We start from the raw sequence: 25,233 nt of genomic DNA, 5'->3' as shown, positions 1-25,233 counted from the left end.
TGACACTTGATCAGATTCGTACGAGAAAACTTCCGGCCAGGCCGGTGACCACCGGCACCACACCGATCAGCACGAACGCGGGCAGGAAGCACAGCCCCAGCGGAGCGGCGGCGAGCACACCGGCCCGCCGTACCCGCCCCTGCGCGGCGGTGGCGGCGGCCGTCCTGGCCCCCTCGGCGAGCCGGGCCAGGCCCGCCGCGGGCGGCGCGCCGCTGGCGGCGGCCCGGACCAGGCAGCGTCCGAGCGGGCCCAGCACCGGATCCGCGCCGAAGCGTCCCCAGCTCTCCTCGGCGTCCGCACCGGTCCTGATCTCCGCCGCGACCCGGGCGAGCCGGCTCCCCATCGGGCCACCCAGGGCCGCGGCCACCGCCTCGGCGGCCTCGGCCGGGGCGCACCAGGAGGACAGGCACCCGGCCAGCAGGTCCGCGGTGAGCGGCAGCTGGTCGCGCAACTCGCTGCTCTCCCGCCGTCTTCGGCGCTGCTGCGCAGTCGGCGGTTCGGGCAGCCAGCGGTATCCGGCCGCCCCCGCCAGCACGCCCAGCAGCAGGCCGACCGCCCCGGCCGTGAACAGCGCGAGACCCGCCCCCAGCAGCAGCGAGGCCGCGCCCCTGACCAGCCGCGGCGACCAGCCCGAGCGGCGGCTCCGAAGGAGCGTCAGCCCCCGCTCCCGCCACCACCCCGGCGGGGGCTCCAGCGGCAGCCCGACCGCCCTCGCCCGTCCCCGCAGCCTGCGTCCCGCGGCCGCTCTGAGCAGGCCCAGCAGCAGCGCCACCACCCCGCTCAGCAGAGCTGCCCAGATCACCGACAGATCCATCCGCCAACCGCCTCTCCCTCGTCGTTCCCGGCGTCCTACGCCGCGGCTTCCGCGCCCCGCGCGATTCGTCCGGTCCAGGCCAGCCCGCCCACTCCAGCGCCGCCCCGAGCAGCAGGCAGAGCAGCCCGCCCGGGGTGTGCAGCAGCATCCGCAGCGGATCGGCCCCGAGCGCGGCCCCAGCAGCAGGCCGAACACCGGGAGCAGCGCCAGCAGCCCCGCCGTGGACCTCGGCCCCGCCAGTTCCGCCCGTACGGTCTCCCGCAGCGCGCGTTCGGCACGCAGCCCCTCCGCGACGCGGTCGAGCCCCGCCGCAAGCCCCGCCCCGCTGGACGAGGCCACCTGCCAGCAGGCCGCGATCCCCGCCGCCCCCTCGGCCCCCGGCACCCCCGCCAGTACCCGGAACGCCTCCGGCACGCCCCCGCCGTAGCGCACAGCGGCCAGCAGAACGGTGCAGTCCAGCACCGGCTCCCCGGCCACGGTGGACTCCCCCGACCCGGTGAACTCCCCGGACGCCGTGAGCTCCCCCGACCCCGTGAACTCCGCTGCTGCCATCTCCACCGCCTGGTGCGGTGTCGCCCCGGTCCTCAGTTCCCCCGCCAGGGCCGCGCAGAGGGCCACCACGGCCGTCCGGCGCTGCCCCCGGACCCGGGAGGCCCGTCGTCGTCGGCGCAGCCGTATCGCAGGGACGACGGCCCCCGCCGCCAGCGCGGCCACCAGCGGGGAGTGCGTGGGCCAGGCCGCCAGCAGCCCCAACGGGAGCAGCAGCAGTTCCGGCGGCGGCCTGGTCCCGCTCCAGCGACCGACCCGCCACGGCCCACCGCCCCGCAGCCGTGCCCAGGGGCCGTCCCGCTGCTCCTCCCGGGGGAACATCCGGTCGCGCCGCCGCTGGGCGGCGTCCCAGCCGGAGAGCAACCAGGCGGCCCAGCCCAGCAGGCACAGCAGCGCCCCGGCCGCCGTGGCCCGCGCCACCGGATCGGCCACCCCGACCACGGCCAGCACCGCCCCGCCCCACACCTGCACCGCTCCGCTTCCCGCCATCACCGCTCCTCCTCGTTCCGCTCGTTCTCGATCCACTCGTCCTGGTCCCGCAGGCCGCCGCAGAGCCGTTCCAGCCGGGCCCACCCAGCCCCGCGCCGCATCCGGCCGTCCCGTTCGAACCGGACGGCGGGCTCGGTGCCGACCAGGCCGTCCGGCCGCCGGGTCAGCACCCGGACCTCGGCCACCCGGCGCTGTCCGTCCGGCTCGCGAACCAGGTGCACCACCGCGTCCAGCGCCGCGCCCAACTGGCTGTGCAACGCCGTCCGGTCGAGCCCGGCCACCGCCGCCAGCGCCTCCAGCCGGGCCGGGACGTCGGCCCCGGCATTGGCGTGCACCGTCCCGCAGCCGCCCTCGTGACCCGTGTTCAGCGCGGCCAGCAGATCCAGCACCTCGGCCCCGCGGACCTCGCCGACCACCAGCCGGTCCGGGCGCATCCGCAGCGCCTGGCGCACCAGATCCCGCAGATCGACGCTCCCGGCCCCCTCCTGGTTGGGCGGGCGGGCCTCCAGCCGCACCACATGCGGGTGGTCCGGACGCAGCTCGGCCGAGTCCTCCACCACCACCAGCCGCTCGGTCGGCCCGGCCAGCCCGAGCAGCGCCGCGAGCAGGGTGGTCTTGCCGCTCCCGGTGCCGCCGCTGACCAGATAGGACATCCGGGCACGGACCATCGCCCGGAGCAGTTCCGCGCCCTGCTCGGTCACCGATCCGGCCAGCACCAGCTCGGGCAGGGTGAAGGCCCTGCTCCGGCTGGTCCGCAGCGAGATGTGGGTGCAGCCGACCGCGATCGGCGGCAGCACCGCGTGCAGCCGGATCCCGCCCGGCAGCCGGGCGTCCGTCCACGGCCGGGCGTCGTCCAACCGGCGCCCGGCGGCGGTGGCCAGCCGCTGGGCCAGCCGCCGTACCGCCGAGCGGTCGGCGAAGCGGACGCCGGTCACCCGCTCCAGACCGGCGCCCCGGTCCACCCAGATCTCATTCGGGCCGTTGACCAGGACGTCGGTCACCTCCGGATCGGCGAGCAGCGCGTCCAGCGGACCGGCGCCGACCATGTCGGAGCGCAACTGCCGGACCAGCTCCAGCACCTCCGCGTCGCCATAGGGACGCCCCTGCGCCCGCAGTGCCTCGGCCACCCTGCTGACGGTGGCGTCCGCGCCGGCCTCGGCCAGCCGCAGCCGTACCGAGTCCAGCAGCGCCGCACGCTGCGCCCCGCCCAGACCCCCGGTGCCGTCCACCGATCCCGGCCCCGGCCCCGACCCCGAACCGGATCCCAGGCCCAAGCCCAGGCCCGACCCCGGCCTCGCTCCCGCTCCGCCCGGGTTCATGCGGCCGACCCCGTGCCGGCCAGCGCCTCGGTCAGGAAGGCGGAGCAGAAGCGGGCCAGCGGCCCGCGCGGGCTGAGCCCGGGTGGTCGGCCGCGCTCCAGATCGGCGGCCAGGCCCGGCTCGGCGGCCAACTCCCCGGCGAGGGGCATCCGCAGGCCCGCGGCGATCTCCTCGCCCTCCATCCCGCTCGGCGCGGGACCGCGCACCACCGCCCTGAGGTCGGTGAGACGCATCCGCACCGCCGAGGCCACCCGCCCGGAGGCCGTCATCGCCCGCAGTTCGGCGGGGATCACCAGCAGCCCGAGGTCGGTCTGCTCCAGGGCCTCGCCGGTCGCGTCGTCGATCCGCCGGGGCAGGTCGAGGACGACCACCCCGCCGCGTCTACGGGCCGCCCCCAGCACGGTCCGCATCGCCTCCGGCGGGATCGTCAGCGCGTCGCCGCGATCCCAGCTCAGCGCGGTCAGTGCGTGCATCCGGGGCAGCGAGTTCTCCAGCTCCACCGCGTTGACCCGACCGCGCGAACCGGCCAGGTCGGGCCAGCGCAGCCCGGCGGTGTCCTCGCCGCCGAGCAGCAGGTCGAGGCCGCCGCCCAGCGGATCGCCGTCGACGAGTATCGCGCGGTGCCCCTCCCGCGCCGCGGTGACCGCCAGCGCGCAGGCCAGGGTGGACGCACCGGCCCCGCCCCGGCCGCCCAGCACGGCGACGGTGAGCGCCTGGACGTCCACCCCTCGGCGGCGTCCGCGATCCGGTCGAGCAGCCAGGACTCGGCGTCCGGCAGGAAGATCACATGGCGGGCCCCGAGCACCACGGCCCGCCGCCACACCTCGACGTCGTCCAGGTCGCTGCCGACCAGCAGCACGCCGGGGCGGTGGCTGAGCCCGGTCATTCGCTCCGCCACGTCGTCGCCGACCACCACCAGCGGTGCGGCCTCCCAGGCCTGACGGGACGGCGGGGCACCGCAGACCACCTGCGGCGATGCGCCCGCGGCGGCGCAGATCCGCAACAGGCTCTCGATCAGCCGCTCGTCCTCGCTGACCAGCAGTGGTTCCGTGGACCACGTCCCCGCCATGACTGCCTCCCCGTGCTGTACGCCGAAGTGGCGTGGTCCAACGGTGCCCCGGTTCCGGGGGCCGTCGGTGTGCACGGAGGCAATCTGTGGATGACTCGGGGCCTGTGGATAAATCGGCCACTCGAAGGGATTGAATATGCGGCGTCAGATTGACGCGGCGCCGCCCGCTGAAGGAATCTTCAGGAGCTGTACCGAATAGCGCGCGAAAATGCCCCCGGACAGGCGACGACCCCCGCCGGGGGGAGAGCGGGGGTCGTCCTCCACAGCCTGACTCGGGGGGGAGGAGCCAGACCGGGGCAGCACGGTCGCGAACGATCCGTGACTTCCATGGTGTACCCGAGGCCCCTCTCAAGCAAACCCGCGCGACGGCTGCTTGGGCCGAATGGATGGCCGATTGACGCGCCGATTCACCGGCCGCCCGGCGGCGTCCTCCGACGGCCCGCCGCCGCCCTGCTGCCACCCCGGACGGTCGGTGTCTGCGAGGATCGGCTACGTGCAGTGGCGCGGAGCCTCCCCCAGGATCTCGTGACTGTGGGAGCCCCAGCAACAGAGGGAGTTTTGGTGCGTCAAGCAGCGTTCTTCGACCTCGACAAGACCGTCATCGCCAAGTCCAGCGCGCTCGCCTTCAGCCGCCCGCTCTACCGCGGCGGCCTGATCAATCGTCGGGCCGTCCTCAAGAGCGCCTACGCCCAGTTCGTGTTCCTGGCCGGCGGGGCCGACCACGACCAGATGGAGAAGATGCGCGAGTACCTCTCCTCGCTCTGCCGCGGCTGGAACGTGCAGCAGGTCCGCGAGATCGTCGCGGAGACCCTGCACGACCTGATCGACCCGCTGATCTACGACGAGGCCGCCTCGCTCATCGAGGAGCACCACGCGGCCGGCCGCGACGTGGTGATCGTCAGCAGCTCGGGATCCGAACTCGTCGAGCCCATCGGGGAGATGCTGGGCGCCGACCATGTCATCGCCACCCGGATGGCCGAGGCCGAGGGCCTCTACACCGGGGAGATCGACTTCTACGCCTACTCCGGGAACAAGGCCAGCGCGATCCGGGCCCTCGCCCGGACCGAGGACTACGACCTGGAGCAGAGCTTCGCCTACAGCGACTCGATCACCGACCTGCCGCTGCTGGAGGCGGTGGGCCACCCCTACGCGGTGAACCCGGACCGGTCGCTGCGCCGCGAGGCGGTCGCCCGCGACTGGCCGGTGCTGGTCTTCAGCCGCCCGGTGCAACTGAAGCAGCGCAGCTCGGCGCTGAAGGTGAGCAGCCGGCCGGTGCTGGCAGCGGCTGCCGTGGGCGCGGCGGCGACCGCGGCCGGGATCGTCTGGTACGCGGCGAAACGACGCAGCACACCGGCGTGATCGGAAGGGCCGGAGGGCGGCCGGAAGGCGGCCGAACATCGGGCGCGAGCTCGGGCCGGAGCTCGGGCCGAAGGTAAAGAAATACGCCGCCGAGTTCCGCTTCCGCCGAATCCGCGCTACAAAGGAAGCAGACGGCCCGCGAGACCAGGATGGATCCGCAGTCAGGAATCATCGAAGTTTCAGGCCCCACGGACCGAGCACGGCAAACGAGCACCCACGTGCAGCCGACCCGCGATAGGGCCGCCGCTTTCGGCCGATGGAATTGATTCCAGCCGGATGCGCAAAGAAATGGCGCACGCTCTGGTCACTCGCCCGCTGTGTCAGCGGCGGCACCTCTCCTCGGTGCCGCCGCACCCTTCTTTCCAGCCTCGGAGCTTTCCAGCCTCGAGGCTTTCCAGCCTCAGCCCGAATCCACCGGCTGATCATTTCGGGGTTGCTCTCCTGCCCGTGGACGGTCGGCCGCTGGGGGCAACAGGTTGAGGGTGTGCGGTAGCCGCCGTGCGCGGGTCGCGGCCTGTCCGAGGGGTTGTGCGGGGTCGGGAGCGGTTGGTGGCGCTGTCGCCGGTGGCCGTCGGGCCGTCGCGGTGCGGGATCTTGTGGCGGTCAGGCCGCCGGGCGCGGCGGTGGGGAGTGGACGGCCTCGAACAGGGCGGTGAAGGCGTCGCGCCAGGGCCAGTGCTCGGGCAGATGCACCGTCAATTTGGTGCGCGCGGTGCGCGCGAGCCGGGCCGGGACGTGGACCAGGTGGGCGCGCAGGGTCGCTGTGGTGGCCTTGGCGTGGAAGACCGAGGTCAGCGCACCGGCGGCCCGCAGCAGGTTGTGCGACATCGCCCACAGGGTCAGCCACGCGGCGTTGGCCTGGAAGTTCCCGGACGGCAGGTGGGCCAGAGGCCCGGACTTCCCGTCCGCGATCACCTGCTCCACCACGGCGTGCTGCCGGTGGTGCAGTTCCGCCTGCAGCACCGCGAAGGAGCTGTCGGTGAAGACGGGGTGGTAACGCCAGGCGGTGAACAACTCGCCCTGACCCTGGGCCACTTCGGCGTTCAATCGGCGGACCCGGCGCACGATCAGCCGGGCGGTGACGTGCTCGGACTTCCTTCGGCCGGTGAAGGCGGTGTAGGGGATCTCGGCGACCTCGGCGTCGGAGACCATCTCGCCGGTGTCGGGGTCGACGAAGGCGTCCGGGTAGCGGATCGCCGTCCAGGACTCCTGCGGGATGCGGGAGATCGCGCCCGCGATGGAGGGGTTCATGCCGGTGGTCAGGGAGAATCGGGCGCCGGCCCGGCGGCAGGCGGCGACCACGTCGGCGGTGTAGAACTTGCTGTCCGCGCGGACCAGGCGGATCCCGGTGCCGCCGGTCTCCTTCGCTATGGCCAGGGCCTCGCTCACGAAGCTCTCGGCTCCGCGGACGTCGGCGGCCTTGCCGCGGCGCAGGCGGACCGCGCCGATCACGGGCCGGGCGATCGGGGTGGACAGGGTGGCCAGGATCGGGTGCAGGGTGCGCTGGCCCTTGAGGCGGCCGACCTGCGCGCCCTGCTTGGCGTGGCCGTACACGCGGCGGTGGGTGGGGTCGATGTCGATGAACATCAGTGTGTCGGCGCCGGGCAGCAGTGGGGTGCTGCGGGCCAGTCGGGCCAGGAAGTCGCGGTGAACGCGGTGGAGCTGGCGGTTGTGGCCGTGGGTGAAGGAGCGCAGGAAGGTGCCCAGGGTGGAGGGCGCGCGGACCGAGGTGAAGGCGCGGTCCATCGCGCCGTGCCGCAGCCGCGCCGCGTCGTCGATGCTGTCCGCGCCCGCGCACATCGCGCTGATCAGCGACATCACTTTGGCGGCCGGGTTGGCTCCGCCGCTGTTGTCGGCGCCCTCGATGCGGAGCGCGGACGCGGCCAGTTGCCGCAGGCCGGCCCGCTCGGCCAGCCGGACCAGCGACAGCAGCCCGGCATCGGCGATCAGGTTCGGCTCGTCGAAGACGGCGGAAACCGCTGTGGCGGCATGGCAGGATTGCATCTCGCGGATGTTCTCTCGTTCTGGCGACTTGGTTCTGTAGGAAGTCCCATCGTCCCAGGTCAGAGGGCATCCGCGTCGTTATGTCCAGGCCTCGGACAGGTCATTCATCGGTGGATTCGGGCTCAGGTGTCAGACCATTCCGCGCTGCATCGCCTCGCACACCGCGGTGCTCTCCCGCACGCCCAGCCGCAGCGCCGCTCCGCAGTGGATGATCCAGGCCGCCATCCCCTCGCCCGTTCCCGAGGCGTAGCCGCCGAGGGCGTTGCGGTAGGCGTCGGTGCCGAGTTCGGCCAGGCCGACCTCGAACGGGCAGATCGCCTGCGGGTCCATGCCCTCGGCGATCAGCACGATCCGCTGGGCCGCGCGGGCGACCAGCCCGCTGTGGGCGGCGAAGGGCCGCAACGTCAGCAGCTCGCCGTGCACGACGGCAGCCACCACCAGGGCGGGGGCGCTGCGGTCGTTGGGGCGCTTCTTCCCGCCGGCCGCCCGGCCGATCAGCAGCTGGGCCAGGCCGTCCAGGCGTGCGGAGACCTCGTCCGCGGCGGGCAGCGGCGGCAGCTGGTACCGGCGGGCCGGGGCGGGGGCGGACTCGGAGCCGTGGACCTCCTCGGCGACCGGCAGCGGGGTGCCGAAGAGCTCGGCCACCGCCTCGCCGTCCCGGCGCGGACGCCCGGCGCCCACGCCCCCGCCCGAGCCCTCCGCTGCAGCCCCCGCGTCGCCCGAGGCCAGCAGGTGCAGCCGGGCCAGCACCTGCAGCGGCGAGTGCCGCCAGGTGCCGAGCAGCTGCCCGGCCTCGGCGTTGAGGCGCAGCGCGCCGCCGACCGTCCGGGCCTCCGGGTCGGTGCCGAAGTCGCTGCGGCGGCGCACCTCCTCCAGGGGCCAGTCGGCGCCGTCCAGTGCGGCGGAGGCGCGGGCGCCGCGCAGCGCGGACTCGGAGGTGACCTCGGCGGCGCGGCGGCGCATCACCCGGTGTCCGTACAGGCGGTCGACGGCCCGCCGGGCCTCCGCGACGGCGTCGGCCACCCCGGGCAGCTCCGCCAGGGCGGCCAGGGGGTCCGCGGCCGCGTCCCCGCGGACGCGGTCGCGTCCGGGGGCTGCGGAGGCGTTCGACTGAGGGGTCGCTGATGGTGTGCTCACGGCACCGAGCGTACGTAACCCGGGGGCGCGTGCGCGCTCCGGGGCGCTCTCACCCGAAAGGGTCAACACTCCATAAAGCCGATCACGCGGCAGTGACAGATTGCTACCATGACCACTGTTGGTGACGATAACGATTACCAATAAGTACGCCACGCACCTACTCCACCCAGCCCCGAACGACCCGGAGTCCCCATGAAGATCGCCTTCGTCGGCAAGGGCGGCAGCGGCAAGACCACCCTGTCCTCGCTGTTCGTCCGCCACCTCGCCACCGCCGGGGCGCCGGTGATCGCGGTGGACGCCGACATCAACCAGCATCTGGGTGCGGCGATCGGGCTGACCGAGGAGCAGGCGGCCGGGGTGCCGTCGATGGGGGCGCGGCTGCCGCAGATCAAGGAGTACCTGCGCGGCGGGAACCCACGGATCGCCGACGCCGCGTCAATGATCAAGACCACTCCGCCCGGCAGCGGCTCCCGGCTGCTCCGGATCGCCGAGGACAACCCGGTCTACGACCTGTGCGCCCGCGAGTTCACCGTGGACGGGGCCCGGCTGCGGCTGATGGCGACCGGCGCCTTCGACGAGGAGGACCTCGGCGTGGCCTGTTACCACTCCAAGGTCGGCGCGGTGGAGCTGTGCCTGAACCACCTGGCCGACGGGGCAGGCGAGTACCTGGTGGTGGACATGACGGCGGGCTCGGACTCCTTCGCCTCCGGCCTGTTCACCCGCTTCGACATGACCTTCCTGGTCGCCGAGCCGACCCGGAAGGGCGTCTCGGTCTACCGCCAGTACAAGGAGTACGCGGCCGACTTCGACGTGAACCTGCGCGTGGTCGGCAACAAGGTGCAGCACGAGGACGACGTGGCCTACCTCCGCGAGCAGGTGGGCGACGACCTGCTGGCGGTGTTCGGCCAGTCCGAGTGGGTCCGGCGCACGGAGCAGGGGCGCGCGCCCGTCCTGGCCGAGCTGGAGCCGGGCAACCACGCCGCGCTGCGGGCCCTGCGCGAGGCCGCGGACGCGACGTACCCGCTCCGGGACTGGGAGCGCTACACCCGGCAGATGGTGCGCTTCCACCTGCGCAACGCGGAGAGCTGGGGGAACGCCAAGACCGGGACGGACCTCGCCGCCCAGGTCGATCCCGATTTCACGCTGAGTGAGACGGTGAGCGATACGCAGCGCGAGGCGGTCACTGCCTGACACCCGGTCGGGTGAACTTCGGTTGTCGAGGCTCTCATTTAGGTAAAGGGTTCATTACTCTTCATTTACCTAACTCTGGGAGACGCGCATGCGACGCAACAGCACGGGCCCCCGCCAGGACGAGCACTTCCTCGGCGGGGTGCGGGACTTCCAGCAGCACACCGCCCCCGGACTGCAGCCCGAACTGGCCCGGCTGGCCCGGGAGGGGCAGTCCCCCTCCCAGCTGTTCATCACCTGCGCCGACTCGCGCCTGGTGCCGAACGTGATCACCAGCAGCGGCCCCGGCGAGCTGTTCACGGTCCGCAACATCGGCAATCTGGTGGCCGTCCCCGACACCCTGGGCACGGACGACTCGGTGGCCGCCGCGATCGAGTACGCGGTGGAGATCCTGCAGGTCAGGACGATCACCGTGTGCGGGCACTCGGGCTGCGGCGCGATGCAGTCGCTGCTGCGCGGCGCACACCGGCGCGAGGGCGGGGCCGGGACGCCGCTGACCCGCTGGCTGCGGCACGGCCAGGACTCGCTGCAGCGGGTGCGGCACTCCCCCGCCCGACTCCGGGGCTCGGCACCCTCGGCGGATCCGCTGGAGCGGCTCTGCCTGACCAATGTGGCCCAGCAGGTCGACAATCTGACTGCCCACCCCTCCGTCCGGCGCGGGATCGAGGCCGGGACGCTGCAGCTCGCCGGGCTCTACTTCGACTTCGCCACGGCGCAGGCGCATCTCCTCGCGGGCAACGGGCGCACCTTCAGCCCGGTCCGACCCCATCTGGAGTCGGTCGCCTGAGGCGGCACAAGGCGGCCTGATCAGCAGCGCCCCAACAAAGGTCTACACCAATTTGCCGAGGACCCTTGTCAGCGCGCCCTCATCCTGGTGAGCTAGTCACGACATCTCCGGGTTACGGGACAGAATGGGACCCGCCCGTACCCAGAACTCGATGAGGAGTGCGCGTTGAGCAGCAATGAAAGCCTGGAAAACCTGCTCAAGGAAGAGCGTCGATTCGCCCCGCCTGCTGAGCTCGCCGCCGCCGCGAATGTGACCGCCGCCGCCTACGCCGAGGCGAAGGAGGACCGGCTCGCCTTCTGGGCCAAGCAGGCCCGTCGGCTGAGCTGGGCCACCGAGCCGACCGAGACCCTGGACTGGTCGAACCCGCCGTTCGCCAAGTGGTTCGCCGACGGCGAGCTGAACGTGGCCTACAACTGCGTGGACCGCCATGTCGAGGCCGGCAACGGCGACCGGGTGGCGATCCACTTCGAGGGCGAGCCCGGTGACAGCCGCGCGATCACCTACGCGCAGCTCAAGGACGAGGTCTCCAAGGCCGCCCACGCGCTCACCGAACTCGGCGTCGAGAAGGGCGACCGGGTCGCCATCTACCTGCCGATGATCCCCGAGGCGGCCGTGGCGATGCTCGCCTGCGCCCGGATCGGCGCCGCGCACTCCGTGGTCTTCGGTGGCTTCTCCGCCGAGGCCGTCGCCTCCCGGGTGCAGGACGCGGACGCCAAGCTGATCATCACCGCGGACGGCGGCTACCGCCGCGGCAAGCCCATGGCGCTCAAGCCCGCCATCGACGAGGCCGTCCTGTCCTGTCCGACCGTGCAGCATGTGCTGGTCGTGCGCCGTACCGGCCAGGACACCGCCTTCACCGAAGGCCGGGACGTGTGGTGGCACGAGATCACCGAGCGTCAGTCCACCGAGCATGTTGCCGCTGCACACAGTGCCGAGCACCCGCTGTTCATCCTCTACACCTCCGGGACCACCGGTAAGCCCAAGGGCATCCTGCACACCACCGGCGGCTACCTCACCCAGGCCTCCTACACCCACCACGCGGTCTTCGACCTCAAGCCCGAGACCGACGTCTACTGGTGCACCGCCGACATCGGCTGGGTCACCGGACACTCCTACATCGTCTACGGGCCGCTCTCCAACGGCGCCACCCAGGTCATGTACGAGGGCACCCCGGACACCCCGCACCAGGGCCGGTTCTGGGAGATCATCCAGAAGTACGGCGTCACCCTGCTCTACACCGCGCCCACCGCGATCCGCACCTTCATGAAGTGGGGCGACGACATCCCCGCCCAGTTCGACCTGTCCTCGCTGCGGATCCTGGGCAGCGTCGGCGAGCCGATCAACCCCGAGGCCTGGATCTGGTACCGCGAGCACATCGGCGCCGGGAAGACCCCGATCGTGGACACCTGGTGGCAGACCGAGACCGGCGCCATGATGATCAGCCCGCTGCCCGGCGTCACCCACACCAAGCCCGGCTCCGCACAAACCCCCCTGCCCGGCATCAGCGCCACCGTCGTCGACGACGAGGCCCGCGAGGTCCCCGACGGCGGCGGCGGCTACCTGGTGCTCACCGAGCCCTGGCCCTCCATGCTCCGCACCATCTGGGGCGACGACCAGCGCTACCTCGAAACCTACTGGTCCCGCTTCGGCGCCGGCCACGACGGGTCCGAGAGCGACAAGTGGACCTACTTCGCCGGCGACGGCGCCAAGAAGGACGAGGACGGCGACCTCTGGCTGCTCGGCCGGGTCGACGACGTGATGCTGGTCTCGGGCCACAACATCTCCACCACCGAGGTCGAATCCGCCCTGGTCTCCCACCCCAAGGTCGCCGAGGCCGCCGTGGTCGGCGCCACCGACGCCACCACCGGCCAGGCCATCGCCGCCTTCGTGATCCTGCGCGGCAGCGCCAAGGACAACGAGGACCTGGTCGCCGAGCTGCGCAACCACGTCGCCAAGGTGCTCGGCCCGATCGCCAAGCCGAAGCTGATCCAGCTGGTCAGCGAGCTGCCCAAGACCCGCTCCGGCAAGATCATGCGCCGGCTGCTGCGCGACATCGCCGAAGGCCGCGCCGTGGGCGACACCACCACCCTGGCCGACTCCACCGTGATGGATCTGATCCAGACCCAGCGCGCCGGCGCGGAGTCCGAGGAGTAGGCGCCACCAGCTCATGAAGGGGGTCGTCCCGCGTCGCGGGGCGGCCCCTTCGGCATTTCCCGGATAGCATCCGACAAAAGGTATATAACCCGTCAGATCACTGTCCGGAGGAGCACCGCGTGAGCGACCGCCCCACGCCCCGCCGCCAGTTCCTGGGCCGGCTGCCGCTCCCCGAACGCGCGTTCCTCGCCGACGCGCTCCGCGCCGAGACCGTGGGCGGCATCCTGCTGCTCTGCGCGGCCGTGGTGGCACTCGTCTGGGCCAACGCCTGGCCGGCCGCCTACCAGAGCGTCCTGGGCCGGACGGTCGGGCCCAGCGCACCGCTGCACCTGGACCTCACCCTGGACACCTGGGCCAAGGACGGGCTGCTCGCCGTCTTCTTCTTCGTCGCCGGGGTCGAGCTCAAGCGCGAACTGGTGGCCGGGGAGCTGCGCGACCCCAAGGCGGCGGCGCTGCCGGTGGTCGCCGCGGTCTGCGGGGTCGTGCTGCCCGCGATCGTCTACGCCCTGGTCAACCTCGGCCCGGGCGGCGAACTCGGCGGCTGGGCCATCCCCACCGCGACCGACATCGCCTTCGCGCTGGGCGTGCTGGCCCTGGTCGGCTCGCACCTGCCGTCCTCGCTGCGGGCCTTCCTGCTGACCCTGGCCGTGGTCGACGACCTGATCGCGATCCTGATCATCGCGATCTTCTACAGCCACGGCATCAAGCTCTGGGCACTCGGCCTGGCCGTCCTCGGCCTGGCCCTCTTCTACCTGCTGCACCGCAAGCGGGTGCGCGGCTGGTACCTCTACCTCCCGCTGGCGTTCGTGATCTGGGCACTGATGCACGAGAGCGGGATCCACGCGACGGTAGCCGGCGTGGCCATGGGCCTGATGCTGCGCTGCACCAAGGACCCGGGCGAGGAGCACTCCCCCGCCGAGCACATCGAGCACCTGGTGCGGCCGTTCTCGGCCGGATTCTGCGTACCGGTGTTCGCGCTGTTCGCGGCCGGGGTGTCGATCAGCCCCCACGCGATCGGCCAGGTCTTCACCCAGGCGTCCCCGCTGGGCGTGGTGCTCGGCCTGCTGGTCGGCAAGACCGTCGGCATCTTCGGCGGGACCTGGCTGGCCGCCCGCTTCACCAGGGCCGAGCTGAACCCCGAACTGCAGTGGGCCGACCTGTTCGCGGTCGCGGTCCTCGCCGGGATCGGCTTCACCGTGTCGCTGCTGATCTCCGAGCTGGCCTTCGCCGACGACCACGCCCTGGCCGAACGCGACAAGGCCGCGGTCCTGATCGGGTCACTGATCTGCGCCGTCGTCGCCGCGGTGCTGCTGCGGCTGCGGAACCGCAGCTACCGGCGGATCTACGAGCTGGAGCAGGCCGAGTGGTGAGCCACCGCCGTGAGGAGGCATGATCTGAGACAGTGACAGGAAGCAGTCACCGATGAAGACGTGACGTCAGACGTGATTTTCACAGACCCGCCAGAACGACCGGAGGAGACGCCCGATGTCAGCAGCTGACAGGTCCGAGGCCAGTTCCCAGCCCAACGGAGCCGACCGTACGGTGGGCCAGCTGTTCGCCGCCGCCACCGCCGACCTCTCCGCGCTGGTGCACGACGAGATCGCCCTCGCCAAGGCCGAGATCACCAAGGACGTCAAGCGCGGGCTCTTCGGCGGGATCGCCGGGGCGATCGCCGCGGTGGTCGCCCTCTTCTCGGTGCCGGTGCTGAGCTTCGCCCTGGCCTACGGGATCCATGACCTGGGCGGCTCCTCCGGCATCACCTTCGGCTGGTCGCTGACCATCGTCGGCTTCCTCTACCTGCTGATCGCCGCGATCGCCGGGGTGCTGGCGCTGCGCTTCTTCAAGAAGCTCTCCCCGCCGGACCGGACCATTGCCACCACCAAGGCCACCGTCGACGTGCTGAAGAACGCCAAGCCGCACCCGGCCCCGCCGCTCACCTCCGACGGGCACAAGATCCTGCTGCCCTGAACCGCTGCCGACCTGCTACGGACCCGCTGCTGACGACCCGGCGCGCGGTCGGGAATCCCGACCATGCTCCGGATATGACACGCTCTGCACATGTCGTCTGACCAAACCCCCGGCGGATCCCACGTCTCCGCCGACAGCTTCGATCCGCGGATCGAGGGCCCCTGGACCCATCGCGACGTGTCCGCCAACGGCGGCCGCTTCCACATCGCCGAGCTCGGCGAGGGCCCGCTGGTCCTGCTGGTGCACGGCTGGCCGCAGTTCTGGTGGACCTGGCGGCACCAGCTCACCGCCCTCGCCGACGCCGGCTTCCGCGCCGTCGCCGTGGACCTGCGCGGCGTCGGCGGCAGCGACCGCACCCCGCGCGGCTACGACCCGTCCAACATGGCGCTGGACCTGACCGGCATCATCCGCTCGCTCGGGGCCTCCGACGCGGCCCTGGTCGGGCACGACCTCGGCGGCTTCCTGGCCTGGACGGCGGCCGTGATGCGCCCCAACCTGGTCCGCCGGCTCGCGGTGGTCTCCAGCGCGCACCCGCGCCGGTACCGCCGGTCCCTGATGACCGACCGCAAGCAGATCGCCGCGGCCGAGCACCTGCTCGGCTTCCAGCGGCCCTGGGTGCCCGAACGGCAGCTGGTCGCAGACGACGCCCTGGTGGTCGGCGACTACCTGACCGACTGGACCAGCCAGGACCACCGGCCGGACGAGAAGACGCTGCTGACCTACCGCCACGCGATGCGGCTGCCGAACACCGCGCACTGCTCGATCGAGCCCTACCGCTGGCTGATGCGCTCCATGGGCCGCCCCGACGGCCTGCAGTACTCGCGCCGGATGCGGCGGCCGGTACGGGTTCCCACACTGCATCTGCACGGTGCGGCCGACCCGGTGCTGCTGGCCCGTACCGCGGTCGGCTCGGCCGAGTACGTGGAGGCGCCGTACCGCTGGCGACTGCTGGACGGTATCGGCCACTACCCGCAGGAGGAGGACCCGGAGGGGTTCTCCCGGGAGCTGATCAACTGGCTGCGCGACCCCGAACCGGACCGCTGAGCAGCACCGCTCCGGAACGGCTGACGCTCGGTCAGAACGTGGGTTCGAAAGTGGAATCCTGTTGTCTGAAAATATGCCAACCATAGGCCAATTGGCCGCCCCGCACGGGATTACCCTCGGCCCCGTGCGGGCAGTCCTCTATCTATGAGCTGGATGCACGACCACGCTTTCGCGCCACGTTCCCGCCGCCGCTCGCTTCAGCAGAGCACGGCCATGAGTTCGTTCGGCGGCACCGCTGGCGCCGCCCCCGAAGGTCCCGTGAACAGCGAGACCGACCATGTCGGAATACCGCACATCATCACCCGCCGGGCCCGCTGGGTCACCTCCCGGCTCCGCCAGCGCTGACCCGCGGCAGCCGCCGGGTGGCTAGAACGTGTTGGGCGAGAGCGCGGTGAACCAGAGCAGGGCGACGGTCGCTATTCCCATCAGCGGGACCAGTATCTCCGTCTCCAGCTTGTTGCCGCTGCTCTTGATCACCACGATCTCGTAGCGGGTCTTCAACGGCCAGAGCCACGGTGCGCCCTGCTTGGTGATCGAGTCGCCGAGCAGGTGCGCCAGGCAGCCCAGGCCCACCGCGTACGGCAGCCAGCCCGGCGCCGAGGGGATGAACTTGGCGATCACACCTGTACCGAGCAGCGCCATCGCCACGATGGTGCCCCAGGCCGAGAAGCCGTGCCCGGGCGGGCAGAGGTTGAGCGCCCGTACTGCCATGGCCAGCAGGAAGAAGGTCATGCCCAGGGTGAACCAGCGGCCGCCGTAGGACACCCCGGCCCAGGTGCCCAGGGTCATGAAGGCGATGAAGAAGATCGAGTGCGTGGCGTGCCGGTGGCCGCCGGAGATCCAGGCGACAAAGCGACAGAGCAGCTTGGACACCGGGCCGAGGAAGTTGGCGATGGTGCCGTCATGGTGGTCCAGGTCGGGCAGCAGGGCCGCGCCGGCGCAGAGCACCGTGCCCATCAGGATCTCCTGCGGGCTGAGGTGATGGTGCATCACCAGCGGCGGCAGGTAGGGCGCGGTGGCAGCGAAGAGCAGCGCTCCGCTGACCGCGTGCGAATGACCCATCATGGCGTGGCGTCCTCCCCCTCATGGCGACGGCCTGTCAAGATCCGTCCGACTCAAGCGTCCCAGACGGTATCAGTTGCCACCGACACTCCCAGCAGCGGGAAGTGGGTCAGCGCGGTGGGAGGCGGGTCGGAGCGTCGGGGTCAGAGCGCGCAGGACTCGCTGTCGACCTTCTGGGTCGCGGTCTGGCCCTGGGTGGCGTCGGAGCGGATCTCGTCCACCGTCAGCGCGTAGCCGGTCTGGTCGTCATCGAGCGACTTCGCGAACACCACCCCGTACACCTGTCCGGCGGGGGTGAGCAGCGGGCCGCCGGAGTTGCCCTGACGGACCGTCGAGCGCAGCGAGTAGATGTCCCGGCTGACCGTGCCCCGGTGGTAGATGTCCGGCCCGCTGGCCTGGATCCGGCCGCGGACCCGGGCGCCCTGGACGTTGAAGGGGCCGTTCTCGGGGAAGCCGGCCACGATGGCGTCCGCGCTGGTCTTGGCCTCGCCGGCGAAGACCAGCGGGGTGGCGTTGAGCTTGGGGACGTCCAGCACCGCGATGTCGCGCTTCCAGTCGTAGAGGACGACCTTCGCCTCGTAGATCCGGCCGCCGAGGTTCACCGTGGGCGCGGACACCCCGCCGACCACATGGGCGTTGGTCATCACCCGCTGCGGCGCGTAGACGAAGCCGCTGCCCTCGATCACCTTGCCGCAGCTGGGCGCGGTGCCCATGACCTTGACGATGCTCCGGTGCGCCTGGACCACGGCGGGGCTGTTCGCCAACGCCGGGTCGGGCGGCGGCACATCGGTGATCGGCTCGTCCTGGAACGGGTTGAACACCTGCGGGAAGCCGTTCCTGGCCATCACCGAGGTGAAGTCGGAGAACCACTCCGGGGCGTCCGTCGGCAGCGCCTTCTGCACCCCGCCCAGCACCTTGGAGGTACGGACCTGGTGGGCGATGGTCGGCAGCGAGGTCCCGGCCAGCGCCGAGCCGATCAGCCAGGCGACCAGCAGCATCGCCACCACGTTCACCACGGAGCCGCCGGCCGCGTCCCAGATCCGGGCCCGGCTGCGGTCGATCGGACCGCGCAGCTTCCAGCCCCAGTGGGTGGTGAACGCCTGGCCGACCGAGGCGAAGACGATCACCACGATCACCGCGACGACCGAGGAGACCGTCCCGGCGGAGAGGTGCTCCAGCAGGAACGGCAGCAGCTGGACGGCGATCAGGCCGCCGCCGAGAAAGCCGACCAGGGAGAGGACGCCCACGACGAAGCCCTGCCGGTAGCCGGAGACGGCGAATCCGACGGCGGCGGCGAGGAGCAGGATGTCGAGGACGTTCACAGTGGCTTCCTGGGCGGGACGGGCGGCAACGGTCAACCTTCCCACGAGGACGGATCCTGCGGACGGGCACCCGGGAAGATCTAAGTACCGCGGGTGTCCGCCCCCTCTTTCACGTCCGGGTTGTACCGGATGGTTCCCCTGCCGCGCCGTCGCGCTCCCTGGCCCGGTCGCGCTCGGCCGTGGCCACCCCGATCGCGTCCTCGGACAGCTCTATCTCACGGCTGGTGTCCCAGGGCTGCTCCAGGCCGGCGTGGTGCAGGATCCGGTCGATCACCCCGGCGGTGAAGCCCCAGACCAGTCGGCCCTCCACCAGGAAGGCGGGACCGGTGAAGCCGCTGGGGTGCTTCAGCCGCGCCCGGCGCTCCGGCGCGGCCAGCTCGTCGATCGGGACCCGGAACACCGCGGCGACCTCGGCCGGGTCCACCGGCGCCACCGGGGTCTGCTCGCGCCACCAGCCCAGCACCGGGGTGACCACGAAGTTGCTGACCGGGATGTAGAGGTTCGGCAGCACCCCGAAGACCTGCACGCCGGACGGATCCAGGCCGGTCTCCTCCCAGGCCTCGCGCAGGGCGGCGTTCACCGGGCCGGGGCCGCGCGGGTCGCCGTCCTCCGGATCCAGCGCGCCGCCGGGGAAGGAGGGCTGGCCCGCATGGGAGCGGAGCGAGCGGGCGCGCTCGATCAGCAGCAGGTCGGGGCCCTTCGGACCGCTGCCGAAGAGCACCAGGACGGCGGAGCGGCGACCGCCCTCGGCGGGCGGCAGGAACCGGCTGAGCTGCTGCGGCTCCAGCCGCTCGGCGGCGTCCCTGACCGGCAGCAGCCAGTCCGGCAGGCCCTCGCGGACGATCTCCGCGCTGCCCTTGCCAGTGCCTGTGCCGCTGCCCGTGCCCCTTGTGCCGCTGCCTGTGCCCTGCTCAGCCGTAGCCGCCATCCTCAGCTCTTTCCCTCCGTCGGTGTCGCGGCCCCCACCGCGGCCGAAGCGGGTGCGGGTGCGGCAGGCTTTCCGGGGTAGTCCGGCGGCGGGTTCAGCCGCTGGCCGGGCTGGCCGCCCTTCTCGTACTTCAGCAGCTTCTCCGCCGCCACCGGATCGGTCTCGCCCTCGCCGTACGAGGGGCACAGCTCCGCGATCGGGCACGCCCCGCACGCGGGCCGCCGCGAGTGGCAGATCCGCCGCCCGTGGAACACCACCCGGTGGGACAGCATCGTCCACTCGCTCTTCGGCACCAGCTCGCCGACCTCGTGCTCGACCTTCACCGGATCGTCCGACTCGGTCCACCCGAAGCGCCGCGCGAGCCGCCCGAAGTGCGTGTCGACGGTAATCCCGGGAACACCGAAAACATTCCCGAGGACCACGTTGGCGGTCTTCCGGCCGACGCCGGGCAGCGTCACCAGATCCTCCAGCCGGCCCGGCACCTCCCCGTCGAACCGGTCACGCAGCGCGACCGACAGGCCCATCACCGACTTCGCCTTGGCCCGGAAGAACCCGGTCGGCCGGATGATCTCCTCCAGCTCCTCGGGGTTCGCCTCGGCCAGGTCCGCGGCGGTGGGGTACCTGGCGAACAGCGCCGGCGTGGTCTGGTTCACCCGCAGGTCGGTGGTCTGCGCCGACAGCACCGTCGCCACCAGCAGCTCGAACGGGTTGGTGAAGTCCAGCTCCGGATGCGCGTAGGGGTACACCTCGGCCAGCGCCCGGTTGATCCTCCGCGCCTGCCGCACCAGCCCGGTGTGCGTCGCCGGCACCTTCGCCTTCTTGAACACCGGTCGCCCCGCACCCTCGGAACCGCCACTCGTCACCATACGGATCAGCCTACGGGCCACCACCGACAGCAGGCGGTGGAACAGGGCGCGGCAGACTCAGAAGACATCATCTGGTTCGCTCCCCAGCAGGGACGCAATCGACGCTTCACAAGCCGTCACCCCGGCGGACCTTCCTGGTCAGCGCACTATGAGTGCCGGAACGGAGATGACAACCCAGAGCACTCGGCAGTAGTGTCCAGCGCGTTGCCGACTCAGGCAGCTGCGAACGGGGGAGTGGTTGTGGGTCTCGGGAACGTGGGGAACCGATGGCGATCGGTGCGGCGGGCGCTGGGCACGGGTGTGGCGGGGCTGGGAGTGCTGGCCGCGACACTGACCGGCACGAGCACTGCCTCGGCCGCCACGACGGGTTACGACCGCTGCCCCGACCGCGACTTCTGCCTGTTCACCGGTGCTTACGGCAGCGGGACCATGTACACCTACCGCAGCTCGACCCCGGACACCGGCTGGGCCGGGAAGCACGCCGTGTCCTGGGCGAACCGGACCAGGTCCTACAGCTGCATCTTCGAAGCCGCGAAGTACCAAGGGGCGCCGGCTCCGCACAACGACGGCTACTGGTGGACCGAGCCGGCTACCGCGAAGAACTACGCCGCGGGTGACGCCGAGGTCAACACCGCCCAGTACAAGGACTACATGCGCTCGGTCCGCCTGGCACCCACCGCGCACGAGTGCTGGGACGGCCTCCAGTACATCTACTTCTACGCCTCGGAGGATGGAGCGGCCAAGACCAGGCCCTACGGCTCCATGCAGGGCGAGGGCTACCCCGACCTGGTGACGCGCAGTGCCGAGGGCCGCCTGTGGGTCGTGGACGACTACTCCCAACATGTCGTGGACCTCGGCAACGGCGTGAGCCGGGGCGAGGCGTGGAGCAAAATGACCGCGTTCACCCGGCACGGCGACTTCACCGGCGACGGCAACGAGGACCTCATCGCCCGCGGCCCGTCCGGCGGCCTATGGCTCTACCCCGGCAACGGCAAGGGCGGCCTGAACGCCCGTCACCCGCTGAGCGGCAATTGGAGCAGCTTTACCGACATCACCGCCACGGGCGACCTCAACGGCGACGGCAAGGACGACCTCATCGCCCGCAGTCCCGGCGGCAGCCTGTGGCTCTACCTCGGCAACGGCAAAGGCGGCTTCAGCACACACCGCAGGGTCGGCGGCGGCTGGAACTCCATGACCGCCATCGCCGCCGTCGGCGACATGACCGGCGACGGCCGGTCCGACCTCGTCGCCCTCGACAAGAAAGGCCAGCTCTGGCTCTACCCCGGCAACGGCAAGGGCGGCATCCGCACCCCGCACGTCGTCGCCAAGGGTGTCGGCAAGCCCTGGCAACTGCTGTCGATCGGCGACATCAACGGCGACGGCCACCCGGACCTGTACGTGGTCAGCGACGAAACCTTCACCCTCTACCTGAGCAACGGCAAGGGCGGCCTCACCAAGGCGAAAAGCGGACAGCCGAGCGGCTCGTTCTACCCCGCCAACAGCCACAGCGAACTGTTCTTCTGAGGGTGGGCGCCCCGCCTGGTGGCGCCTGCTCGATCGGGCCCGGTTGGCGGTCTTCCGGCCGACCCCGGGCAGCGTCACCAGATCCTCCAGCTCCTAGGGGTTCACCTCGGCCAGCGCCCGGTTGATCCTCCGCGCCTGCCGCACCAGCCCCGTGTCACAACGAAAGCTGTTGCGTCCCAAGGGCGCGTCCAGCAGGGTTGAACTCGGTCCGGTACGGGAGGGAAACCGCATGAGCCCCTGGGACGCGTTCATTCGCTTCTTCGAACCTCGGCGCGCTCGGGTCTGGAGGTTCGTCGGGTATCGAGTGCTCCGGCGGCAGCCGGAGAACAGCAAACCTGGCCTGCCCGGCACTGCTGCCGCTGCCCCGGCAATCCCTCCGGGCGGGACGGTCAGCTGGTACGAGCCGCCGAGGACGTGAGACAGGTCCGGCGGCGCGCCACCACGGGTCAGGGTGTGGTGGCGCGCCGCCGGATGCCCGCCGACCGGTATCGATCCCGCTCGGCCGGCGGACGTGTGGGGAGCTCCTGCGTCCTGCTGACTGGTGGTCAGACGGTGAGGAGGGTGGGGCTGGCGGCCTTGTCGACCGGCAGGAAGTCGTCCGGGACCGGGTACTGGCCCAGCACGAAGTTCAAGATCGCCGCGTGCATCGCCTCGACCGGCGCGATGCTCGCCGCCGTCGCGATCCCCGCCGCACTGGTCACGTTGTACGTCGCGAACAGATACGTCTGCGCAGCCTGGTTCTCCAGGTCCAGCGCCAGCTTCGCCACCGCCCCGACCGTGCTCGCCGCCCCCAGGGCCTTCAGCGTGGCGGGCTGGTTGGACAGCGGCACGGTGGTGATGGCCGGCTTCCCGGCCCCGGTCAGCACCGCGTTCCACGCCTTCGCGTGATCCGCGTGCTGGCCCATCGCCGTGGTCGCGAACGTCCCCACCGCCGGCGGCACCGTCCCCAGCTTCCCCGCCTTCGCCGCCGCCAAAGCCGCCGTGTACGCGCCCACGGCCTGGTTCTCCAATGCGGTGGCCAGGGCGACGACCTGCAGGTCACCGGTGTACATACTGCTGCCCGAGGACGCCCCGCCCGACCCGGACGCGGAGGCGCTCGGCGCGCCGACCGCGCTCTTGGTCGAACTGCTGCTCGAGCACGCCGCCAGCGCCAGCGCCGCCGCCACCCCGCCGGTCCCCAGCAGGAACCCGCGCCGGGACGAGGACCGCAGCTCCTCGGTCAGGTCCGCTGCCGCCGCGTGCATCAGCGGCAGGTGCTCGCGGTGCGCCTCATCCAGGTCGCGGGTCAGGCGGGTGAGTTCGCCCTCGGAGATCGGCAGCTGCCAGCTGTCGTTGCCAGCACTCACTTCACGGCCCCTTCACTGATCGGCGAAGCACTCTTGGTCGGGTAGAACGCGTCGGGGAACCCGACACTGCCAGCCGCCGCCGGCAGCTTCGCCGCATCCGTGGGGATCGCGATCAGCTGCGGCGCGCCGCCGGCCAGCAGCGCCTGCACCGCCAGCAGCGTCGAACGGTGCTGCGCCTCCACCGGGGCGACCGAGGCGAACAGCTTCCGCAGCTGCGGGTCGGTCACCTTGGACACATAGCTGGTGTAGGTCTGCGCCGCCACGTCCTCCAGGGTGATCGCCAGCTTCACCACATCGGCGGGGGTCTTGATCGAGGGCAGCATCTGCTTGACGACCGCCAGGTACTTCGGGTCCGGGTCGTTCTGCGCCTTGCCACCGGCCTGGGTGGCAGCGGAGTTGAACGCCTGCCCGTGCGCCTTGTGCTGAGCGGTGGTCTTGGTGATGAACGCCGCCACCGTCTTGTTGCCGTCCTTGATGAACGGCAACCCCGCAGCAGTCGTATACACACTGACCGCCAGGTTCTCCAACGACGCCGCCGTCTGCAACGCCATGATGTCGTCACCCGACGCCGCCGCCGCCCGCGCCGAACCCAGCAACGCCGCGCCACCGACCACCGCCGCCACCGTGCCACTGCGCTGCCACCAACGCCGCACCGGCTCCTGCTCCGAGTACTCGGTCAGCGCCTCACGAGTGATCCGCAACGCGTCGCTGTTCAAATCCTGCGACTGCTCGGTCAACTCCACCAGCAACCGGGTATCGAGGTGCTCCTCGCCCATTACGCCCCATCTCTGAATCCATACGAAGTACCAGGAGCACCGGCCTTCTTTGCCGACAGCCCCTGACACATGCTTCGCAGCCGAAACCCCAGCGGATGGGTCGTCAGAGCACCCCAAACCCACATTCATCCTTCAGGGCGACAGATAGAACGTGCATACGGATTGATCAAGCAGCGCCTAAGTCCAAGGGCTTGGAGACCCATCCGTAGGCCTCACAGCCACGAAGACAGGCAGTCAGAACCATCCCGGCCTCGGACGGTCCCCATCGCCCCGGTCCCGAGAAGAAGAGGTGTCATCGTGCTCGAGAACCGCGGACTTGAAATCATCATCCTGGCGGTCGTCCTGCTGCTGCTGTTCGGTGCCAAACGGCTCCCGGACTCGGCCCGGGCGCTGGGCAAGTCGCTGCGCATCCTCAAGTCCGAGGTCGGCGCGATGAAGTCGGAGGACAAGCCGCCCGCGACGGCCGACACGGCGCCGCCCGCCACTGTCACCACCGTCACCACCACCGCCGAGAGCCCGGTCCAGCAGCCCGTCGCGGCATCGCGGACGCTCCAAGGGGCCCCCGAGGCCAGCAGCACCGCCACGCACCTCGTCGCCGAGGAGCACCCGCGCACCGCAAGCCGAGCGTGACCACCAGGCCATGACCGCCCCCACCTCGCAGATCCGCCCGCCCGGCCCCCTGCGCGACCCTGACACCCTGCGTCCGACCAGCGACGAGGCCAGGAGCCAGCAGGTCGACGAGGGCCAACGCATGTCCCTCGGCGACCATCTGCGGGAGCTGCGCAACCGACTCGTGGTCGCGATCGCCGCGCTGCTGGTGACGACCGTCCTCGGCTGGTTGATCCACGACTGGCTGATCGGCCGGCTCACCGGTCCGGCCTGTGCGATCACCGGAGTCCATGGCTACGGCCAGCAGACCGCGCAGTGCCGCAACGGCCTGCTGGTCAACAACGGCGTGCTGGCCCCGCTGTCGTTCAGCTTCAAGGTCTCGATGATGGCCGGGCTGATCATGGCCAGCCCGGTCTGGACGTACCAGCTGTGGGCCTTTGTCGCCCCCGGGCTCTACAAGAAGGAGAAGAAGTACGGCCTCGGTTTCACCGCCGCCGCCGTGCCGCTGTTCCTGGTCGGCGCCTACCTCGCCTACTGGATCTTCCCCAAGGCGCTGCAGATCCTGGTGAGCTTCAACCCGCCCGGCTTCTCGATCGCCTTCTCCGGCGCCGAGTTCCTGGACTTCTTCATCCGGATGGTGCTGGTATTCGGGCTTTCGTTCGAACTGCCGCTGCTCCTGGTGGCGTTGAACTTCGTCGGTGTCCTCAGCGCGGCCACCATGCGGGCGCGGTGGCGCGGCAGCATCTTCCTGATCTTCGTTCTCTCGGCCGTCGCGACCCCGACCGGCGACCCGCTGACCATGAGCGTGCTGGCGCTCCCGATCTGCCTGCTCTTCCTGCTGGCCCTGCTGGTCTGCACCCTGCACGACCGCGCCAAGGAGCGAAGGGCGGAATCGGATACCGGGTATGGCCCGTGAGCG

General features: G+C 71.3%; 21 protein-coding genes and 1 pseudogene. 11 read left to right on the top strand and 11 right to left on the bottom strand.

The window, feature by feature from the left end:
* Positions 1 to 10: 10 nt before the first annotated feature.
* From ACXKR8_RS28700 to ssd, 3 genes and pseudogenes are all read right to left on the bottom strand, one after another.
* A complete protein-coding gene (locus tag ACXKR8_RS28700) occupies positions 11 to 1,852 on the bottom strand; it encodes a type II secretion system F family protein (protein ID WP_462099895.1) in 1,842 nt (613 codons plus the stop codon).
* A complete protein-coding gene (locus ACXKR8_RS28695; protein WP_458267469.1) occupies positions 1,852 to 3,171 on the bottom strand; it encodes a TadA family conjugal transfer-associated ATPase in 1,320 nt (439 codons plus the stop codon). The genes ACXKR8_RS28700 and ACXKR8_RS28695 overlap by 1 nt, the downstream gene beginning before the upstream one ends.
* A pseudogene (gene ssd / locus ACXKR8_RS28690) lies at positions 3,168 to 4,240 on the bottom strand (septum site-determining protein Ssd). The gene ACXKR8_RS28695 and the pseudogene ssd overlap by 4 nt, the downstream one beginning before the upstream one ends.
* Positions 4,241 to 4,798: 558 nt before the next feature.
* Between ssd and ACXKR8_RS28685 the strand changes: the two are divergent.
* Positions 4,799 to 5,599 (top strand): HAD family hydrolase, encoded by an 801-nt coding sequence (locus ACXKR8_RS28685; RefSeq protein ID WP_458267467.1) that lies wholly within the window; start codon positions 4,799 to 4,801, stop codon positions 5,597 to 5,599.
* 603 nt (positions 5,600 to 6,202) lie between these two features.
* Here the strand turns inward: ACXKR8_RS28685 and ACXKR8_RS28680 are convergent.
* Together ACXKR8_RS28680 and ACXKR8_RS28675 are read right to left on the bottom strand one after the other, a co-directional pair.
* Positions 6,203 to 7,603 (bottom strand): IS1380 family transposase, encoded by a 1,401-nt coding sequence (locus ACXKR8_RS28680; RefSeq protein ID WP_458266600.1) that lies wholly within the window; start codon positions 7,601 to 7,603, stop codon positions 6,203 to 6,205.
* A 129-nt stretch (positions 7,604 to 7,732) separates the two neighbouring features.
* Complete coding sequence (locus ACXKR8_RS28675; protein WP_458275099.1) at positions 7,733 to 8,653, bottom strand: oxidoreductase; 921 nt, start codon at positions 8,651 to 8,653, stop codon at positions 7,733 to 7,735.
* Positions 8,654 to 8,932: 279 nt separating this feature from the next.
* Between ACXKR8_RS28675 and ACXKR8_RS28670 the strand changes: the two genes are divergently transcribed.
* From ACXKR8_RS28670 to ACXKR8_RS28640, 7 genes are all read left to right on the top strand, one after another.
* Complete coding sequence (locus ACXKR8_RS28670) at positions 8,933 to 9,931, top strand: ATP-binding protein (RefSeq protein ID WP_458267466.1); 999 nt, start codon at positions 8,933 to 8,935, stop codon at positions 9,929 to 9,931.
* 88 nt (positions 9,932 to 10,019) lie between these two features.
* On the top strand, positions 10,020 to 10,715 hold the full coding sequence (locus ACXKR8_RS28665) for a carbonic anhydrase (RefSeq protein WP_458267465.1): 696 nt from the start codon (positions 10,020 to 10,022) through the stop codon (positions 10,713 to 10,715).
* A gap of 165 nt (positions 10,716 to 10,880) precedes the next feature.
* Complete coding sequence (gene acs / locus ACXKR8_RS28660) at positions 10,881 to 12,869, top strand: acetate--CoA ligase (protein ID WP_458267464.1); 1,989 nt, start codon at positions 10,881 to 10,883, stop codon at positions 12,867 to 12,869.
* A 119-nt stretch (positions 12,870 to 12,988) separates the two neighbouring features.
* Positions 12,989 to 14,239: a Na+/H+ antiporter NhaA gene (nhaA, locus tag ACXKR8_RS28655; protein ID WP_458267463.1), complete on the top strand. Its 1,251-nt coding sequence runs from the start codon at positions 12,989 to 12,991 to the stop codon at positions 14,237 to 14,239.
* 115 nt (positions 14,240 to 14,354) lie between these two features.
* Positions 14,355 to 14,837, top strand: a complete 483-nt coding sequence (locus ACXKR8_RS28650; protein ID WP_458267462.1) for a phage holin family protein — start codon at positions 14,355 to 14,357, stop codon at positions 14,835 to 14,837.
* A 90-nt stretch (positions 14,838 to 14,927) separates the two neighbouring features.
* Positions 14,928 to 15,881 (top strand): alpha/beta fold hydrolase, encoded by a 954-nt coding sequence (locus ACXKR8_RS28645; protein WP_458267461.1) that lies wholly within the window; start codon positions 14,928 to 14,930, stop codon positions 15,879 to 15,881.
* A gap of 213 nt (positions 15,882 to 16,094) precedes the next feature.
* Positions 16,095 to 16,226 carry a hypothetical protein gene (locus ACXKR8_RS28640; protein ID WP_458267460.1) on the top strand — a complete coding sequence of 44 codons (132 nt, stop codon included), beginning with the start codon at positions 16,095 to 16,097 and terminating at the stop codon, positions 16,224 to 16,226.
* Between the two features lie 21 nt (positions 16,227 to 16,247).
* On the opposite strand, the gene ACXKR8_RS28635 is transcribed toward ACXKR8_RS28640, so the two are convergent.
* From ACXKR8_RS28635 to nth, 4 genes are all read right to left on the bottom strand, one after another.
* Positions 16,248 to 16,946: a metal-dependent hydrolase gene (locus tag ACXKR8_RS28635; RefSeq protein WP_458267459.1), complete on the bottom strand. Its 699-nt coding sequence runs from the start codon at positions 16,944 to 16,946 to the stop codon at positions 16,248 to 16,250.
* A 140-nt stretch (positions 16,947 to 17,086) separates the two neighbouring features.
* Positions 17,087 to 18,265, bottom strand: coding sequence for a MarP family serine protease (locus tag ACXKR8_RS28630; RefSeq protein WP_458267458.1), 1,179 nt, complete (start codon positions 18,263 to 18,265; stop codon positions 17,087 to 17,089).
* A gap of 109 nt (positions 18,266 to 18,374) precedes the next feature.
* On the bottom strand, positions 18,375 to 19,193 hold the full coding sequence (locus ACXKR8_RS28625) for an NUDIX hydrolase (RefSeq protein ID WP_458267457.1): 819 nt from the start codon (positions 19,191 to 19,193) through the stop codon (positions 18,375 to 18,377).
* Between the two features lie 2 nt (positions 19,194 to 19,195).
* Positions 19,196 to 20,059 (bottom strand): endonuclease III, encoded by an 864-nt coding sequence (gene nth / locus ACXKR8_RS28620; protein WP_458267456.1) that lies wholly within the window; start codon positions 20,057 to 20,059, stop codon positions 19,196 to 19,198.
* Between the two features lie 300 nt (positions 20,060 to 20,359).
* Between nth and ACXKR8_RS28615 the strand changes: the two genes are divergently transcribed.
* On the top strand, positions 20,360 to 21,583 hold the full coding sequence (locus tag ACXKR8_RS28615) for an FG-GAP-like repeat-containing protein (RefSeq protein ID WP_458267455.1): 1,224 nt from the start codon (positions 20,360 to 20,362) through the stop codon (positions 21,581 to 21,583).
* Between the two features lie 545 nt (positions 21,584 to 22,128).
* Here the strand turns inward: ACXKR8_RS28615 and ACXKR8_RS28610 are convergent.
* Entirely contained in the window at positions 22,129 to 22,929 is an 801-nt protein-coding gene (locus ACXKR8_RS28610; protein ID WP_458267454.1) for a ferritin-like domain-containing protein, read from the bottom strand.
* A complete protein-coding gene (locus ACXKR8_RS28605; protein WP_458267453.1) occupies positions 22,926 to 23,705 on the bottom strand; it encodes a ferritin-like domain-containing protein in 780 nt (259 codons plus the stop codon). The genes ACXKR8_RS28610 and ACXKR8_RS28605 overlap by 4 nt, the downstream gene beginning before the upstream one ends.
* Positions 23,706 to 24,002: 297 nt before the next feature.
* Here ACXKR8_RS28605 and tatA point away from each other — a divergent pair, with 297 nt between their 5' ends.
* Positions 24,003 to 24,335, top strand: coding sequence for a Sec-independent protein translocase subunit TatA (gene tatA / locus ACXKR8_RS28600; RefSeq protein ID WP_458267452.1), 333 nt, complete (start codon positions 24,003 to 24,005; stop codon positions 24,333 to 24,335).
* Between the two features lie 10 nt (positions 24,336 to 24,345).
* Entirely contained in the window at positions 24,346 to 25,230 is an 885-nt protein-coding gene (gene tatC / locus ACXKR8_RS28595; RefSeq protein WP_458267451.1) for a twin-arginine translocase subunit TatC, read from the top strand.
* Positions 25,231 to 25,233: the final 3 nt, after the last annotated feature.

The organism is Streptacidiphilus sp. PAMC 29251 (genome assembly GCF_054208735.2).
This window is presented reverse-complemented; position numbering and strand designations above follow the sequence as displayed.

What these genes read in the sequence shown, in the direction of transcription:
- ACXKR8_RS28700 (WP_462099895.1), bottom strand. Translation starts at nt 1,852, where the DNA reads ATGGCGGGAAGCGGAGCGGTGCAGGTGTGGGGCGGGGCGGTGCTGGCC.
- ACXKR8_RS28695 (WP_458267469.1), bottom strand. Translation starts at nt 3,171, where the DNA reads ATGAACCCGGGCGGAGCGGGAGCGAGGCCGGGGTCGGGCCTGGGCTTG.
- ACXKR8_RS28680 (WP_458266600.1), bottom strand. Translation starts at nt 7,603, where the DNA reads ATGCAATCCTGCCATGCCGCCACAGCGGTTTCCGCCGTCTTCGACGAG.
- ACXKR8_RS28670 (WP_458267466.1), top strand. Translation starts at nt 8,933, where the DNA reads ATGAAGATCGCCTTCGTCGGCAAGGGCGGCAGCGGCAAGACCACCCTG.
- ACXKR8_RS28665 (WP_458267465.1), top strand. Translation starts at nt 10,020, where the DNA reads ATGCGACGCAACAGCACGGGCCCCCGCCAGGACGAGCACTTCCTCGGC.
- ACXKR8_RS28650 (WP_458267462.1), top strand. Translation starts at nt 14,355, where the DNA reads ATGTCAGCAGCTGACAGGTCCGAGGCCAGTTCCCAGCCCAACGGAGCC.
- ACXKR8_RS28645 (WP_458267461.1), top strand. Translation starts at nt 14,928, where the DNA reads ATGTCGTCTGACCAAACCCCCGGCGGATCCCACGTCTCCGCCGACAGC.
- ACXKR8_RS28640 (WP_458267460.1), top strand. Translation starts at nt 16,095, where the DNA reads ATGAGTTCGTTCGGCGGCACCGCTGGCGCCGCCCCCGAAGGTCCCGTG.
- ACXKR8_RS28635 (WP_458267459.1), bottom strand. Translation starts at nt 16,946, where the DNA reads ATGATGGGTCATTCGCACGCGGTCAGCGGAGCGCTGCTCTTCGCTGCC.
- ACXKR8_RS28625 (WP_458267457.1), bottom strand. Translation starts at nt 19,193, where the DNA reads ATGGCGGCTACGGCTGAGCAGGGCACAGGCAGCGGCACAAGGGGCACG.
- nth (WP_458267456.1), bottom strand. Translation starts at nt 20,059, where the DNA reads ATGGTGACGAGTGGCGGTTCCGAGGGTGCGGGGCGACCGGTGTTCAAG.
- ACXKR8_RS28605 (WP_458267453.1), bottom strand. Translation starts at nt 23,705, where the DNA reads ATGGGCGAGGAGCACCTCGATACCCGGTTGCTGGTGGAGTTGACCGAG.
- tatC (WP_458267451.1), top strand. Translation starts at nt 24,346, where the DNA reads ATGACCGCCCCCACCTCGCAGATCCGCCCGCCCGGCCCCCTGCGCGAC.